Below are 15,315 nucleotides of genomic sequence, written 5' to 3'. Positions count from 1 at the left end.
ATGACGTCCGGTGAACAGGCAAAAACGCCTTTTCAAGCTCCCATTCTTCTCTCCAATGTGAAACCCGTCGGCTTCGAAAAGGGGGCGCCACAGGCCCAGACCAATATCCTGATCGGCGGCGATGGCAAGGTCGCGGCGGTTGGGCCTGCCCTTCAGGCGCCGACTGATGCGCAGCGCATCGACGCAAAGGGCGCATTCGTCTCGCCCGGCTGGGTGGATCTGCACGTGCATATCTGGCATGGCGGCACCGATATCTCCATCCGCCCGTCAGAATGCGGGGCCGAGCGCGGCGTGACGACGCTGGTGGATGCCGGTTCGGCGGGGGAAGCAAATTTCCACGGTTTTCGCGAATATATCATCGAACCATCGAAGGAACGCATCAAGGCCTTCCTCAATCTCGGCTCCATCGGGCTTGTCGCCTGCAACCGGGTGCCGGAACTTCGCGATATCAAGGATATCGACCTCGACCGCATCCTTGAATGTTATGCCGAGAACAGCGAGCATATCGTTGGCCTCAAGGTGCGGGCGAGCCATGTCATTACGGGTTCTTGGGGTGTTACGCCGGTCAAACTCGGCAAGAAGATCGCCAAGATCCTGAAAGTGCCGATGATGGTGCATGTGGGTGAACCGCCTGCGCTCTACGATGAGGTGCTGGAAATTCTCGGTCCCGGCGATGTCGTGACCCATTGCTTCAACGGCAAGTCCGGCTCCAGCATCATGGAAGACGAGGACCTGTTCAACCTCGCGGAGCGCTGCGCGGGGGAAGGCATCCGGCTGGATATCGGCCACGGCGGTGCATCCTTCTCCTTCAAGGTGGCGGAAGCGGCGATCGCGCGCGGCCTTTTGCCCTTCTCGATCTCCACGGATTTGCATGGCCATTCGATGAATTTCCCCGTCTGGGATCTGGCGACGACCATGTCGAAGCTGCTTTCGGTCGATATGCCCTTCGAAAATGTCGTCGAGGCCGTCACCCGCAATCCGGCCTCTATCATCCGCCTCGACATGGAAAACCGCCTCGATGTTGGCCAGCGCGCGGATTTCACGGTTTTCGATCTTGTCGATGCCGATCTGGAGGCGACCGATTCCAATGGCGATGTTTGGCGTCTCAAGCGGCTGTTCGAGCCGCGCTATGCGGTCATCGGTGCGGAGGCCATTGCCGCCAGCCGCTATGTCCCGAGAGCGCGCAAGCTCGTGCGCCACAGCCATGGCTATTCCTGGCGCTGAACCGACTGGAGCGGCGGGGAGGGATGCTCTCCGTCTTCCGCAAAGAATAGGGATACCCGTCCCGGTATTATGAGGAATTCGCGTGAAACAGTCTTCGCTTGAGGCAGATGGGCGTCATTCGCCCTACGACCGGCTTGCCGCGCTCGGCATCTCGCTGCCGCCGCCACCGCCGCCGATCGCCAATTTCGTCACGCATGTGGTGGAAGGCAACATGCTCTATCTTTCGGGGCAGGGCCCGAGGGAGGAGAACGGACACCTATACGCCGGCAAGGTCGGAGCCGAGATCGGGCTGGACGAGGCGTACCAGCATGCGCGTTTAACCGGCATCAATCTTCTTGCCGTCATGCATGAGGCGCTTGGGGATCTGTCGCGGGTGAAGAAGGTGGTCAAGCTGCTGGGCATGGTCAATGCCGTCAGCGATTTCCGCGATCATCCAAGCGTCATCAACGGTTGTTCGGATCTCTTCATCGATGTGTTCGGCGATGCGGGGCAGCACGCCCGCTCCGCCGTGGGGTTCGGTTCGCTGCCGGGCAACATCACCGTCGAGATAGAAGCCATCATCGCCCTTAGGGATTGAGGCCGTTCAATGGTTGCGCCAGCCCATCAGCTTCTCGATCCTTTCGGCCGAAACCCTGACCTGTTCGGTATAGTGGTTTTCGTCCGCCAGCACCTTCTGTTCCGGCAGCACGATGGAGATCGTCGCCACGCATTCTCCATTGGTGTCGCAGATCGGCGAGGCGATGCAGGCAACAGCGTAGTCGGATTCCGCAACCTGTATCGACAGCCGGTCACGGAACGCCGTGCCTGCCGATTGAGAAAGCGCTTCCGGATTGATTTCCGCACGGCCGGTGGGCGACGTGCGGGCGCAGCGTTTGAAAAGCTCGACGCGCTCCTCTTCCGGCAGATGGCCAACGAGCAGGCGGCCGGATGCCGTCCAGTTCAATGGAACACGGGTGCCGACGCGCGAGGCAACCTGGAAATGGCTGGGGCCATCCGCCATGGCGAGCACCAGCATATGGTCACCGTCGCGACCGCAAAGCTGCACCGTCTCACCCGCATGGCGGCACAGATCATGCATTTCGTGGGTGGCGACACCCATGAAATCCAGCGAGCGGGCATAGGCAAGGCCGTAGTGATAAAGCCGTGCGCCGAGCCATATGTTACCGTCGGCGTTGCGCGCGAGCATGTTCTTTTCGACCAGATCGTCAACGATCACATAGACGGTGGAAAGTGGCGCCTTGATCGCCTTGGCAATGGCGTAAGCGCCAGCCGGCGATCCGGTTTCGTAAAGGTAATCAATCACCTGAAGAGCGCGATCAATGCCGCTGACACGCGAGCGCTTGGCCACCTTCGCGTCCGGGTTTTTCTCGGTCGCCGATAAGGCGTGTGAAGACAATTCGTCCAGTTTATGGGCGTCCAATTTCGGGCTCCTCATGAATTTTGAGAAGCTATTACATTATTATGGCATATATGTCGATGCCTATCGCATCGCAAAGACAGGAGAAAGACATGACCGAGGATATCAGAAGCAGGATCGGCCTTCGCCCGGTCATCAACGTCTCGGGCACCATGACGTCGCTCGGTGCTTCCATCGTCGTTCCAGAGGCGGTTGAGGCCATGGCGGCGATCCTGCCGCAATTCGTAGAGATCAACGATCTGCAGCGCAAGGCAAGCGCGATCATCGCGAGACTGACGGGCGGCGAGGCTGGTTTCGTCACTGCTTCCTGCTCTTCCGGCATCAGCCTTGCTGTTGCCGGTGCCATCACCGGCAACAATCTCCTGGCCATCGAAAAGCTGCCTGATATTGCACCGGAAAAGAACGAGGTGCTGGTGCAGATGGGGCATGTGGTGAGCTACGGCGCGCCGGTGGATCAGGCGATCCGGCTTGGCGGCGGCAAGGTGGTGCTGGTCGGGCAGGCCACATCGACCCATCGCTTCCACATGGAAAACGCCATCACCGAAAAGACGGCGGCGGCGGTCTATGTCATCTCGCACCATGTCGTGAATTACGGCCTGCTGCATCTTTCCGAATTCGTAGAGATCGCCCATGCCAAGGGTGTTCCGGTTATTGTGGATGCGGCGTCCGAATATGATCTGGAGCTGTTTCTGGCCACCGGCGCAGATATTGTCCTCTATTCCGGCCACAAGTTTCTCGGCGGCCCCACCTCCGGCATCGTGGCCGGAAGTAAGGAACTGGTGCGCAACGCCTTCCTGCAAAATATGGGCATTGGCCGCGGCATGAAGGTCGGCAAGGAAAGCATCTATGGCGTTATGGCGGCACTGGAAGCCTGGGAAAAGCGCGACCATGCCGGCATCCGTGAGCGCGAGACCGGATATCTCAATCTCTGGAAGGAAACGCTGGATGGCCGCCCTGGCGTGACCGCACTCATCGAGCCGGATCCGACCAATAACCCGCTCGACAGGCTGCGCGTGATCATCGATGCCGAAGAAGCGCATATCACTGCCTGGGACCTGACGACGGCGTTGGCCAGGGGCAATCCTCCCATCATCACCCGCGACCACGAGGTAGAGCATCGCTATTTCTATCTCGACCCATGCAATCTGCATCCCGGACAGGAAACCATCGTGGCGTCTCGTCTGGCCGAGGAACTGGACAAGGCGCGTGCCTCCAACGAGGTGATTGCAACACCTTTCGAAGACCGGAGCCGCCACCGCTTCGACGGCATGCTGCGCTGGCCGGACTAGGCTTGACCGCTTGCGCCGCCAAAACCTAACGACAAGAGGGGAACGATCATGACCATGCCGCAGGCCGCACCCGTTGGTGCCGAAGATGCCGTGCTTTCCGTCCGCAATCTCACCACGTCCTTTCACGTGGATGGCGGCTGGAAACCCGTGGTTCGTGATATTTCCTTTGATGTCGGGCCGGGTGAAACGGTCGCGATCGTAGGTGAAAGCGGTTCGGGTAAAAGCGTTACCTCCCTCTCCATCATGCGGCTGCTGGATCGTGAAAGCAGCAGGGTGGAGGGTGAAATCCTGCTTGGAGGGCGCAACCTGCTGTCCCTCTCCGAAGATGCCATGCGGCAGGTGAGAGGAAACGAGGTCGCCATGATCTTTCAGGAGCCGATGACTAGCCTCAATCCGCTGTTCACCATCGGCGACCAGATTTCCGAGGCCTTGTTGTGCCACCAGCCGATGTCGAAAACCGACGCGAGGGCGGAGACGGTTCGGCTGCTCGAAAAGGTCCGTATTCCTTCAGCCGCATCGCGTTTCGATGAATATCCGCATCGCTTTTCCGGCGGCATGCGCCAGCGCGTGATGATCGCCATGGCGCTTGCATCCCGGCCGAAGCTGCTGATCGCCGATGAGCCGACGACCGCACTCGACGTGACCATTCAGGGCCAGATCCTTGACCTCATCAAGACGCTTCAGGAGGAGGAAGGCACGTCGGTTCTGTTCATCACCCATGACATGGGCGTGGTGGCTGAGATCGCCGATCGTACCGTTGTCATGTATCGCGGCGAGCAGGTGGAAGTTGGCGCGACCGCTGATATCTTTCATCGCGGCAAGCATCCCTATACCCGCGCGCTTTTGTCCGCCGTTCCGGTTCTGGGTTCCATGACGGGTGAGGAAAGACCGCTCAGGTTTCCCATCGTCAACACCACCACAGGCGAAACGCAGCAGCCGGCGCGGCCGGGCGATACCGTTGACGCGAGTGCCCAGCCGGTGCTCAAGGTAGAAGGGCTGACCAAGCGCTTCGATATTCACTCCGGCCTTTTGGGACGGCTCAGCGGCCGCGTGCATGCGGTGGAGAATGTGTCCTTTGATCTCAGAGCCGGCGAGACATTGTCGTTGGTCGGCGAAAGCGGTTGCGGCAAATCGACCACCGGGCGCGCCATCATGCGGCTGATCGAGCCGGATGCCGGCTCAGTGATGGTTAATGGCGAGAATATTCTCACCCTCGACAAATCAGGCATGCGCGAGATGCGCAAAACGGTGCAGATGATCTTTCAGGACCCCTATGCCTCGCTCAACCCGCGCATGACGGTGGGTGCGGCGATTGCCGAACCGTTTCTGGAGCACCGCATGGGAAGCGCCCGCGAGGCGAAGAATGTTGTGGCCGATATGCTGGCGAAGGTCGGCCTTTCGCCCGATATGGCGGCGCGCTACCCTCATGAATTTTCCGGCGGCCAGCGTCAGCGTATCTGTATCGCCCGCGCGCTTGCGCTCCAGCCGAAGGTGATTGTCGCCGATGAGAGCGTTTCGGCGCTGGACGTTTCGATAAAGGCGCAGGTCATCAACCTGATGCTGGATCTGCAGCAAAGCCTCGATCTCGCCTTCCTGTTCATCAGCCATGACATGGCGGTGGTGGAGCGCGTCAGCCACCGGGTAGCAGTGATGTATCTCGGCGAAATCGTTGAAATCGGCCCACGTGCGGCGGTGTTTGACAATCCGCAGCATGATTACACCCGCAAGCTGATGGCCGCCGTGCCGGTGCCGGACCCGGACCGCAGAAACACCCGGCGAAATGCCGCGAATGACGAGCTGAAAAGCCCGATCCGCGCGATCGATTACGTGGTGAAACCGCGTGAGTACCGTGAGGTCTCGCCCGGTCACCTTGTCGCCTGCTAAAGCGGGTTAAAGACCCGGTACATCGGATGTCGCGAAAGGCACGCGGTAACCGCGCCGGAAGGTTTCGCGCTGTCCGAGCTGGCGATACCATTGCTGTACCGCCGGAAAATCGTCGAGGTCAATTTTATGGCGCGCGAAACGCGAGACCCATGGCCAGATGGCGATATCGGCTATGGAAAAATCACCGGCGATGAATTCCCGGCCCGTCAGGCGCTGGTTCAGTGTGCGGTAGAGGCGCTCCGTATCCGAGGCGAAACGCGCCTCTGCAAAGGGTGCCTGTCCGGTATTGTAGGTCAGGAAATAATGGGCATAACCGAGTGTCGGGCCAAAATTGGCGGCCTGCCACATCAGCCATTCGGTGACTGCCAGCCGCGCAGCAGGGAAGGCAGGCAGAAGACGCCCGGCCTTTTCGGCGAGATAGATCAGAATCGCGTTCGATTCCGTTAGAACTGCGCCGTTATCGCGGTCGATGATTGCCGGGATTTTCGAGCCGGGATTGACGCGGGTATAGTCGGCTGAGAATTGTTCGCCTTTTTCAATGTCGATGGCGTGGCTGACATAGGGCAGGCCGAGTTCCTCCAGCGCAATCGAGATTTTCAGGCCGTTCGGGGTGATCCAGGTGTAGAGGTCGATCATGCTAATCGAACATCGCCTCATCTAGTGGCAAAGCTCGCCTGCCTTTCTTGCCGGTCACATCAGAAAGATCAGTATAAAGACCGCGCAATGTCGCAACGAGCTGGATGACGCGCGGGTCGGTGACGCGATAAATCACCTGTTTGCCTTCCCGCGAGCCCTCGATCACACCGGCATCGCGCAATTCGGCAAGCTGCTGGGAAAGTGTCGGTTGCTGAATGCCGAGCTCATATTCCAGTGCGGAAACGGAAGCCTCCGTTTCCATGAGATAACAGACGATGGCCAGGCGATTGGCGTTGGCGACAAGCTTTAAAAGCTCGCTCGCCTCCACCACGCTGCGGCAGATGAGATTGGAAACCGGTTTCGTCACGACTACAGGTCCATTTTTCAAACTATAAAAAAGTAAATTGTATTGCGATAAATTTCAATGGTTTGATTAAGCAGAGTTTGACCGCGTCAGGAAATTTTTTAAAATCTACAGGATTGATAGATTTCTCTTTCGCTTTCCCGCAGAGGATCGCCAAAACGTTCCTCGAAAACATTCTATAAAAAAGTAGATTGATTGAGAAATGAGGTGTCGACATGAAAATCGGGGTCCATCCCAACAATCTGCATTTGCGACTCGCCCGGCTCTGGCCCGGCGCGTTTGATGAATTCGACCCGGCATTCGTGCCCTACCGCGAGGGGCGCGATACCGCAGCGCTTTTGGAAAAAGGCGAAATTCATTTCGGCGGCACGGGCTCGACGCCGCCAATCGAGGCGGATGCGCGGGGGCTTTCCGCAGCTTATATCGCCGCCTCGGCACCACGCCCCGCAAACGGCGCGATCCTCGTGCGGCGCGACAGCCCCATCCGCTCTGCGGCCGACCTTTCGGGAAAACGCATATCGCTGATTGACGGGTCTTTTCATACCTATCTTCTTGCGCGTAGCCTGGAAGGGGCGGGGCTTGGCCTTGCGGATGTAATACGCATCGAGAGCGGTGACAGCGATAGCCTGCGCGATCTCGTGGAAGGCCGCGTCGATGCCTGGGTGACGATGTCGCCACGGCTCGAAAAAGCCCTGACCCATGACGGTATCAGTCTTCTGGTCCGTTGCGGCTCCACCATTCCCAACCGTTCGCTGTTCTGGACGCTTGCGCGTCACACTGTGGCGCTGGAACAACGCGATGCGATTGCCGCCGAACTGGACCGCGTTGGCCGCGCCGTCATGGCGGATATAGACAGAGCCGCGGCCCTTCTTGCCGCCGAGCCGGGCAGCGAAGGCGATGCGCAGTCCTGGGCAAAGGTGCTGCGCTCACGCGATCTTTCGGTGGTGCCCGCCGCCGAAAATATCCTTGCCGAACAGCAGGAGGAGGCCGATACGCTTTACAGGCACGGCCATTTCTCTCTACCGGTTCTGACCGGGCAGAGACCGGCCCCACAATCAGCCAGCGCGGGAGGCGACAGATGAACGTTTTCTGGTACATGTGCGCGCCCGATGGCGCCTATCCCTGGCAACCGGAAGGATCCCGCAAGGTTGATCTCGGTTATTACAAGCAGCTTGCTCTTGCTTATGATCAGCTTGGTTACACAGGCGCCCTGTTTGCCACCGGCGCGCATGATGTGTGGGTTCTGGCTGGCGCGCTGCTTTCCTATACCGAGCGGCTGAAGTTTCTGGTCGCGATTCATCCGGGTCTTGTCGCGCCAACGCTGCTCGCCAAGATGGCGGCGACGCTTCAGGAATTTTCGCGCGGACGCCTGCTGATCAACGTCGTCTCGGGCGATGCCAAGATGCTCGGTGCATATGGCATGACCATGCCGCATGACGAACGCTACGATATGGCGGATGAATATTTGCAGATCTGGCATCGTCTTTTTGCCGGTGAGACGGTCGATTTCAAGGGCCGCCATTTCCAGACCGAAGGCGCAAAGTTGGCACTGCCGGTGGGGCAAGGCATAGAGCCACCACCGCTATGGTTCGGCGGCTCTTCGGACAAGGCGATCGAGGTTGCCGCCAAACATGTCGAGACCTATCTTTCCTGGGGTGAAACGCCCGATCAGATCGGCGCGAAGGTCGATCTCGTCAAGGCGCGGGCGGAGAAACTCGGCCGTGAGCTGGAATACGGTATTCGCCTGTACGTTATTGTCCGCGATACGGATGAAGAGGCATGGGCCGCCGCCGCCGATCTTTACGGGCGCATGGACGAGCGTGCCATTGCAGCCAACCAGCGTTTCGTCGGCAAGACCGATTCCGTCGGCCAGCAGCGCATGACGGCGATGCATGGTGGACAGAAGCCTGAGAACCTGCGTGATCTCGAAATTGCCCCCAATCTCTGGGCCGGCATCGGTCTTGTCCGGCCGGGACCGGGCACCGCAATTGTCGGCTCGCCCGATACGGTGATCCGCACGCTGGAGGCCTATAAAAAGGCGGGCGTGAATACCTTTATTCTGTCCGGCATGCCATTGCTGGAAGAGGCCTTCCGTTTCGGGGAAAAGGTTCTTCCGCGTCTTGATGTATCGCGGGAAGTCTCGTCAGCCAAACAATTCACCTGGTCGACTTTGTTCGACCGCGACCTCTCCGCAAAGGCATCGTAAACATGGCCTTCCGGGAGTGGAGAAAAAAGACATGACGGCTGGTCCGGCAACAACGATTGCACAATGGCGCATCGGCCCGCAGCGTGCGGCAGAGCGGGCGCTTGCCGTTCTGGACAAGGCGCTTGGCGCGGTCGCCGCCGCAATCCTTGCGACTCTTCTCGTGGTGGTGCTGGTCAATGTCACCCTGCGTTATCTGTTTCACACCGGCTTCATCGGTGCGGAAGATCTCGGCATCTGGCTGCATGTGGCGATGATCGCGGTCGGCGCGCCGCTCAGTCTCAAAAGCGCACTTGCCATGCGGCTCGATGTTTTCGTGCGGTTTTTGCCTGAGCGGTTTCATGCCGCCACCGAAGTTCTGGCGGATGCATTCTCCTTCATCGCAGCACTGATCCTCGCCTTCGGTGGCGTTGAAATCGCGGCGATGCTGGGCGGTACGTCTCCGACGCTCGGTCTGCCGGAATGGGTGCGTTTCGGCTTTCTGGGTGCAGGCGGCGCGCTGATCCTTCTTTACCTGGCGCTTCAGCGTGTCAGTGAGGGCAAGACATTTGCCGTTCTAGCGTCTCTCACCATTGCAATTGCGGCCTATGTCGGCCTGCCGGAAGTCTTCGTTGATACGAGCCTGCCGCCCAGCCTGTTTCTGGCGCTGACGGCGGCGGTGGGGCTGGTGCTGGCAGCACCGCTCGCCCATGCCTTTCTCGCCGCAGCCTATGTGGCGATCGCCTTCGGCAGTACCTTGCCGGAGCCGGCCATCGTTTCCTCAACGGTAACAGGCATGTCGAAATTCCTGCTGCTCGCCATTCCCTTCTTCCTGCTGGCCGGAAGCCTGCTGACGGAATCGGGGGTTGCCAACCAGCTGGTGCGGTTCGCCGCCTCCATGGTTGGACACCGCCGGGCAGGGCTGGCGCAGACGACGCTGTTGACCAGCGTGCTGTTTTCCGGCGCATCCGGTTCCTCTGTCGCCAACGCCGCCTTCGGCGCTTCAACGTTCCAGCCGGAACTGGTCAAACACGGCTATCCGCCGGCGCAGGCGGGCGCGATTATCGCTGCAACGTCGGTGCTCGACAATGTCATCCCGCCCTCCATTGCCTTTCTCATCCTCGCAACGGCTACCAACCTGTCGGTGGGCTCGTTGCTGGTCGGCGGCTTTTTCGCCGGCGGGCTGATGGCGATCTGCCTTGCGGTGGCTATCCATTGGAGCGTGCGCAGCGTCGATACCCTGCCGCGCGCCACGGGCACGGAGCGCTGGCGCTCGGCTATCGCCGCCATACCCGCCTTCGGTCTCGGCGTCATCGTGGTGGTCGGCATCCGCATCGGTGTCGTCACCACCACGGAGGCGGCCGCACTTGCCGCACTCTACACGCTGCTTCTCGGCTTTGGGTACCGGTTGGGCGCGGGGCGTATCTTCGCAACTTTCCGGCAATCAGCCGGTGAGGCGGCGGCCATCGGTCTCCTTATCGGCACGGCAGGCCCCTTCGCCTTTCTTCTGGCGGTCGATAACGTCTCCGGCCTCGTCACGGATTTCGTGACATTGCTTGGCGGCAGCAAGATCGCGGTGCTTCTGCTTTCCAACCTCATCCTGCTCGTGGTGGGGCTGGTGCTGGATATCGGTGCGGCCATCCTGCTGTTTGGACCGATCCTGTTGCCCGCGGCCGTCGCGGCCGGCATCGATCCCATCCATTTCGGCGTCATTCTCGTGGTCAACCTGATGATCCATGGCCTCACACCACCGCTCGGCATGCTGATCTTCGTCGTCAGCGGTGTCACCCGCATTCCGGCGACAGCGCTATTCCAGGCCGTCGTTCCCTATCTCCTATCCCTTCTCGTTTCCCTCGCCATTCTGTGCGCCTGGGCCATTGTCTTCTAAATCCGGGGTTTTATTCATGACTATTATCGATCGTCGCAATCTCCTGAAACTCTCCGCTGCGGGTGCGGCAACACTTGCCACGCCCGCCTTCGTCCGCAACGCAAATGCCAGGACCCGCAACATTACGGTCGCCTCCCTGTTCGCGGACGACAAGCCGGAGACGAAAATCTGGGTGAAGATCAGCGAGCTGGTGGAGGCAAAGCTGCCCGGCCGTTTCCGCTTCAACATCGTCAAGAGCGGTGCGCTGGGCGGCGAAAAGGAAGTGGCGGAAAATATCCGTCTCGGATCGGTTCAGGCGAGCCTTTCCACGGTCTCTTCGCTCTCCGGCTGGGTGCCGGAACTGCAAATCCTCGATCTGCCCTTCCTGTTCCGCGATGCAGACCATGTGCGCAAGGTGGTGACGGGCGAGACCGGCAGCGAGCTGAAGACCAAGCTTGGCGCGCAGCAATTCGTGGCCGTAGACTTCATCAATTACGGTGCGCGCCATCTCCTGACCAAGGAGCCGGTAACCCGGCCAGAGCAGCTCAACGGCAAGAAGATCCGCGTCATCCAGAGCCCGCTGCATACCAAGCTGTGGAGCGCCTTCGGCACCACGCCGGTCGGCATTCCCATCACCGAGACCTATAATGCACTGTCAACCGGCGTAGCCGACGCCATGGATCTGACGAAGTCCGCCTATGCCGGGTTCAAGCTTTACGAGGTTGTGCCCTACATGACCGAGACCGGCCATATCTGGGCATCGGGCGTGGTTTATTATGGTGCGGCTTTCTGGAACCAGCTCGATGACGAAGAGAAGAAGGCCCTGACCGAAGCATCAAGCGAAGGCGCGCTCTATTTCAACCAGTTGATCGTCGAGGACGAGGCGAAATCGGTGGAGCTTGCGATTTCGAAGGGTGGCAAGGTGTTGCAGCCGGAAGCCTTGGATGAGTGGCGCAAGGGGGCGCAGGGCGTCTGGCAGGATTTCGCCGGCACTGTCGGCGGCATCGAGAAAATACAGGCGATCCAGTCGGCCTGATACCGAAGCACTATTGTGAATGGGGAGGGCGCAGGAGCGCTCTCCCCATTTTTTTGATCAGCGGATATCCTGCGGCAGAACGTCCGAAGGAATATTCTGGTAGGAAACAGGGCGCGTGAAGCGGCGGATCGACATGGTGCCGACCGAGGTCGCGCCGAAGTTCGTGGAAGCCGGGTAGGGGCCGCCGTGAACCATGGCTTCGGAGACTTCAACGCCGGTCGGGAAGCCGTTGGCGAGAACGCGGCCGGCCTTGCGCTCGAGGATCGGCAGCAGCTTGCGGCCGAGTTCGGCGTCACCTGCGTCAAGATGCATGGTCGCTGTCAGCTGACCTTCGAAGCTCTTTGCCACTTCGATCATTTCTTCAGCGCTGTCGACCGTCACGATCAGGCCGAGCGGTCCGAAGACTTCTTCGGCGAGCGCGTGGTTGGCAACCCAGTCCTTGCCCGAAACGCGGAACAGGTAAGGCGTTGCGTTACGCAGATCGCAGGTGGTGGTCAAAACGTCGCGCACGCCGTTGCCAGCTGCGATGCGGTCGCGACCGTCACGATAGGCAGCGGCGATACCGTCGGTCAGCATGACCTGCGGGCCGACTTCGGAAAGGGCCGCCCGTGCGGTTTCCGACACGGCATCCGCCTGCGAGGCAAGCACCACGGCAATGCCGGGATTGGTGCAGAACTGGCCAGCACCCATGGTGAGCGAACCTGCCCAGCCCTTGGCGATGGCTTCACCGCGCGCGGAAACGGCTTCCGGCAGCAGGAACATCGGGTTGACGGAACCGAGTTCGCCGAAGAACGGGATCGGTTCCGGACGCTGGGCGCAGAGATCGAACAGTGCGCGGCCACCGGCGAGCGAGCCGGTGAAGCCGACTGCCTTGATGCGCGGATGCTGTACGAGCGCGGAACCGACATCGCGGCGGCCGCCCTGGATCAGCGAGAAGACGCCGGGATGCAGATTGTGCTTCTTGACGGCGGCGAGAACGGCCTCGGCAATGATTTCACCGGTGCCGGGATGGGCGGAATGGCCCTTCACCACAACCGGGCAGCCGGCTGCGAGAGCGGCGGCGGTATCACCACCGGCGGTCGAGAAGGCGAGCGGGAAGTTGGAAGCACCGAAGACCGCAACGGGGCCGATCGGACGCTGCATCAGACGGATATCCGGGCGCGGCAGCGGCTGGCGATCCGGAAGCGCTTCGTCGTGGCGGCGGTCGAGATAGTCGCCTTTGCGGATATGCGATGCGAAAAGGCGAAGCTGTCCGGTGGTGCGGCCGCGTTCACCCTGCAGGCGTCCTGCGGGCAAGCCGGTCTCGGACGTGCCGATTTCAGTGATGGCGTCGGCGCGGGCCTCGATCTCATCGGCGATGGTGTCGAGGAATGCGGCGCGCTCTTCGCGGGTCGTATAGCCGTAGCTCCAGAAAGCCTCTTCGGCTGCTTCTGCGGCCGCATTCACCAGATCGACGGTGCCGACCGAAAAATCGAAAGCTTCGCCATGTGCAGGCTCGCTGCGGAATTTCGCTTCCGTGGCGACCCATTCTCCTGCAACCAGATGTTTGCCGTGCGGCTTGAAACTCATTGTGCTCTTCCCTGAAAATCTGATCCTGTGTGGAAAATCCACCCGATACCGTAAAACCGGACCGAAGGGCGACAGCCTGAAAGGCCATCAGCCGCGATCCTTGTCCGGTTGCCCTCTGCCTTAGCCCGAGTAAGGCTTCAGCGAAAGCCGGTTTGTGCAGTATCTGTCCAAAAAGTGTGATTTATTGGGCGGTGGAAGAAAAAGACGATCTTCCGTTTATGCGCGCAGCGCTCTATTGTGACGCCATGATGACAAATAGACTTCCGAAATACATCGCCTGGTCGGTTCTGCTGCTGATCGTGATCGTTACAGTTTGCCCGAGCGGGCTTCGGCCGCATACGCTGACGACCGTCGGCATCGACCGCGCCGCCGCCTTTGCCTTCTGTTCGGCTGCCTTCGTGCTGGCCTATCCGCGTTACTGGCTTGCCATCATTGTCGCGGGTGTCGTGGCGGCTTTCGGCATCGAGGCGCTGCAATTTCTGTCGCCCACACGGCATCCGCATATGACAGATGCAGTTGTGAAAGCCATTGGCGCCATTGCCGGTGGGCTTGCCGCATTTTCGTATCTTCAATTCAGGACGCGATTGACCGCAAGCTAAGAGGCTGCCGGCGGCCAATCGTGTCGGCTTAATTCGCCTGCTTCGCCAATCCGAAACGGCCATGCGACAGCGTGCGCTCGATGCCGCGAAGCTCTGCCAGCCCCTTCAATCGGCCGATGGCGGGATAACCCGGCTGCGCCCCTCGCGTCAGGTCATCAAGGACTTCCTGGCCATGGTCGGGCCGCATCGGAATGGTGTGGTCTGCACGGCCCTCCGCACGACGGCGGGATTCTTCTGACAGAAGTGCTGCGATAACGGCGACCATATCCGTTCCACCTTCCAGATGCTCGTCTTCGAAGAAGGAGCAGGGCACGGTGTCCGTGTCGCGCGTGACGTTGCGCAGATGCACGAAATGGATGCGGTCTGCAAAACGGCTGGCGATGAAGGGCAGGTCGTTATCCGCCCGCGCGCCGAGCGAGCCGGTGCAGAGCGTAACGCCATTGGCCCGGCTGTCGACTTGCGAGAGCATATGGGCGTAGTCGGACTCCGTTGAAAGAATACGCGGCAGGCCGAGCAGCGGCCATGGGGGATCGTCGCCGTGGGCGCAGATGTTAATGCCGACCTCTTCCGCGACCGGCGTCACTTCCGACAGAAAATCGATCAGGTTCTGCTGCAGTTTTTCGCGGTTTATGCCGTGATATGAGCGCAGCTTTTCGAGAAGCTGGCTGAGCGTGTAACCATCCGCCGAACCCGGCAGGCCCGCGCCGATATTACGTCCGAGTGCGGCGATCTTCGTATCCGGCATGTCGGCGAAACGTTGTGCCGCTTCCTCGATCAGCCACTCCGGATAATCGGCCTTTGCGTCGGGGCGTTTGAGAATGTGAATGTCGAAGGCGGCGAAATCGGAAAGGTCAAAACGCATGGCTTTTGCGCCGTGCTTCGTTTCCCAGCGCAGATCGGTGCGGGTCCAGTCCAGCACCGGCATGAAATTGTAGCAGACGGTGCGAATGCCCGTGGCGGAGAGGCGGCGCAGCGTCTCCTGCCAGTTGGCGATATGGTTTTTCCAGTCGCCCGTCTGGGTTTTGATCTCCTCGGAGACCGGCACGCTTTCCACCACGTCCCAATACAGCCCACCGGCCTTGATCGCCTCATGCCGTTTGGCGATTTCATCCACAGGCCAGACATCGCCGGTGGCGATGTGGTGCAGCGCGCTTACGATGCCTTCCGCCCCTGCCTGAGCCGCATCCTGAACCGTGACCTTGTCCACCGGGCCGAACCAGCGCCATGTATGTCTCATTTTTTGTCCTC

At 60.2% G+C, this 15,315-nt stretch carries 14 protein-coding genes; 9 read left to right on the top strand and 5 right to left on the bottom strand.

The window, feature by feature from the left end; all coding sequences use genetic code 11:
• Together ASD46_RS11475 and ASD46_RS11470 are read left to right on the top strand one after the other, a co-directional pair.
• A complete protein-coding gene (locus ASD46_RS11475) occupies nt 1–1,224 on the top strand; it encodes an amidohydrolase/deacetylase family metallohydrolase (protein ID WP_025595715.1) in 1,224 nt (407 codons plus the stop codon).
• 82 nt (nt 1,225–1,306) lie between these two features.
• Nucleotides 1,307–1,801: a RidA family protein gene (locus tag ASD46_RS11470; protein ID WP_019564632.1), complete on the top strand. Its 495-nt coding sequence runs from the start codon at nt 1,307–1,309 to the stop codon at nt 1,799–1,801.
• Nucleotides 1,802–1,807: 6 nt separating this feature from the next.
• Here the strand turns inward: ASD46_RS11470 and ASD46_RS11465 are convergent, their stop codons facing one another.
• The gene (locus ASD46_RS11465) at nt 1,808–2,644 is read right to left on the bottom strand and encodes an IclR family transcriptional regulator (RefSeq protein WP_025595718.1); all 837 of its coding nucleotides are present in this window, start codon (nt 2,642–2,644) and stop codon (nt 1,808–1,810) included.
• 89 nt (nt 2,645–2,733) lie between these two features.
• Here ASD46_RS11465 and ASD46_RS11460 point away from each other — a divergent pair, with 89 nt between their 5' ends.
• Entirely contained in the window at nt 2,734–3,930 is a 1,197-nt protein-coding gene (locus ASD46_RS11460) for an aminotransferase class V-fold PLP-dependent enzyme (protein WP_003510781.1), read from the top strand.
• 48 nt (nt 3,931–3,978) lie between these two features.
• A complete protein-coding gene (locus tag ASD46_RS11455) occupies nt 3,979–5,814 on the top strand; it encodes an ABC transporter ATP-binding protein (RefSeq protein ID WP_025595721.1) in 1,836 nt (611 codons plus the stop codon).
• A 6-nt stretch (nt 5,815–5,820) separates the two neighbouring features.
• On the opposite strand, the gene ASD46_RS11450 is transcribed toward ASD46_RS11455, so the two are convergent.
• Entirely contained in the window at nt 5,821–6,450 is a 630-nt protein-coding gene (locus tag ASD46_RS11450; RefSeq protein ID WP_025595722.1) for a glutathione S-transferase family protein, read from the bottom strand.
• 1 nt (nt 6,451) lies between these two features.
• Nucleotides 6,452–6,817 (bottom strand): ArsR/SmtB family transcription factor, encoded by a 366-nt coding sequence (locus tag ASD46_RS11445; protein ID WP_025595724.1) that lies wholly within the window; start codon nt 6,815–6,817, stop codon nt 6,452–6,454.
• 212 nt (nt 6,818–7,029) lie between these two features.
• Between ASD46_RS11445 and ASD46_RS11440 the strand changes: the two genes are divergently transcribed.
• The 4 genes from ASD46_RS11440 to ASD46_RS11425 are packed head-to-tail and all read left to right on the top strand — an operon-like array spanning nt 7,030 to nt 11,899.
• Nucleotides 7,030–7,896, top strand: a complete 867-nt coding sequence (locus ASD46_RS11440) for an ABC transporter substrate-binding protein (RefSeq protein ID WP_025595727.1) — start codon at nt 7,030–7,032, stop codon at nt 7,894–7,896.
• Complete coding sequence (locus tag ASD46_RS11435) at nt 7,893–9,020, top strand: LLM class flavin-dependent oxidoreductase (protein ID WP_025595728.1); 1,128 nt, start codon at nt 7,893–7,895, stop codon at nt 9,018–9,020. The genes ASD46_RS11440 and ASD46_RS11435 overlap by 4 nt, the downstream gene beginning before the upstream one ends.
• Nucleotides 9,021–9,051: 31 nt before the next feature.
• Nucleotides 9,052–10,884 (top strand): TRAP transporter large permease subunit, encoded by a 1,833-nt coding sequence (locus tag ASD46_RS11430; protein ID WP_025595730.1) that lies wholly within the window; start codon nt 9,052–9,054, stop codon nt 10,882–10,884.
• A 16-nt stretch (nt 10,885–10,900) separates the two neighbouring features.
• On the top strand, nt 10,901–11,899 hold the full coding sequence (locus ASD46_RS11425; protein WP_035199412.1) for a TRAP transporter substrate-binding protein: 999 nt from the start codon (nt 10,901–10,903) through the stop codon (nt 11,897–11,899).
• A 57-nt stretch (nt 11,900–11,956) separates the two neighbouring features.
• On the opposite strand, the gene ASD46_RS11420 is transcribed toward ASD46_RS11425, so the two are convergent.
• Entirely contained in the window at nt 11,957–13,468 is a 1,512-nt protein-coding gene (locus tag ASD46_RS11420) for an aldehyde dehydrogenase (NADP(+)) (RefSeq protein ID WP_013761523.1), read from the bottom strand.
• 245 nt (nt 13,469–13,713) lie between these two features.
• On the opposite strand from ASD46_RS11420, the gene ASD46_RS11415 reads away from it, so the two are divergent.
• Nucleotides 13,714–14,067: an antibiotic resistance protein VanZ gene (locus tag ASD46_RS11415; RefSeq protein ID WP_035202523.1), complete on the top strand. Its 354-nt coding sequence runs from the start codon at nt 13,714–13,716 to the stop codon at nt 14,065–14,067.
• A 28-nt stretch (nt 14,068–14,095) separates the two neighbouring features.
• Here the strand turns inward: ASD46_RS11415 and uxuA are convergent, their stop codons facing one another.
• Nucleotides 14,096–15,304, bottom strand: a complete 1,209-nt coding sequence (gene uxuA, locus ASD46_RS11410) for a mannonate dehydratase (RefSeq protein WP_025595735.1) — start codon at nt 15,302–15,304, stop codon at nt 14,096–14,098.
• Between the last annotated feature and the right edge of the window lie 11 nt (nt 15,305–15,315).

The sequence above is a fragment of the Rhizobium sp. Root491 genome, from assembly GCF_001427205.1.
In the GTDB taxonomy this organism is placed as follows: Bacteria; Pseudomonadota; Alphaproteobacteria; order Rhizobiales; family Rhizobiaceae; genus Agrobacterium; species Agrobacterium tumefaciens.
This window is presented reverse-complemented; position numbering and strand designations above follow the sequence as displayed.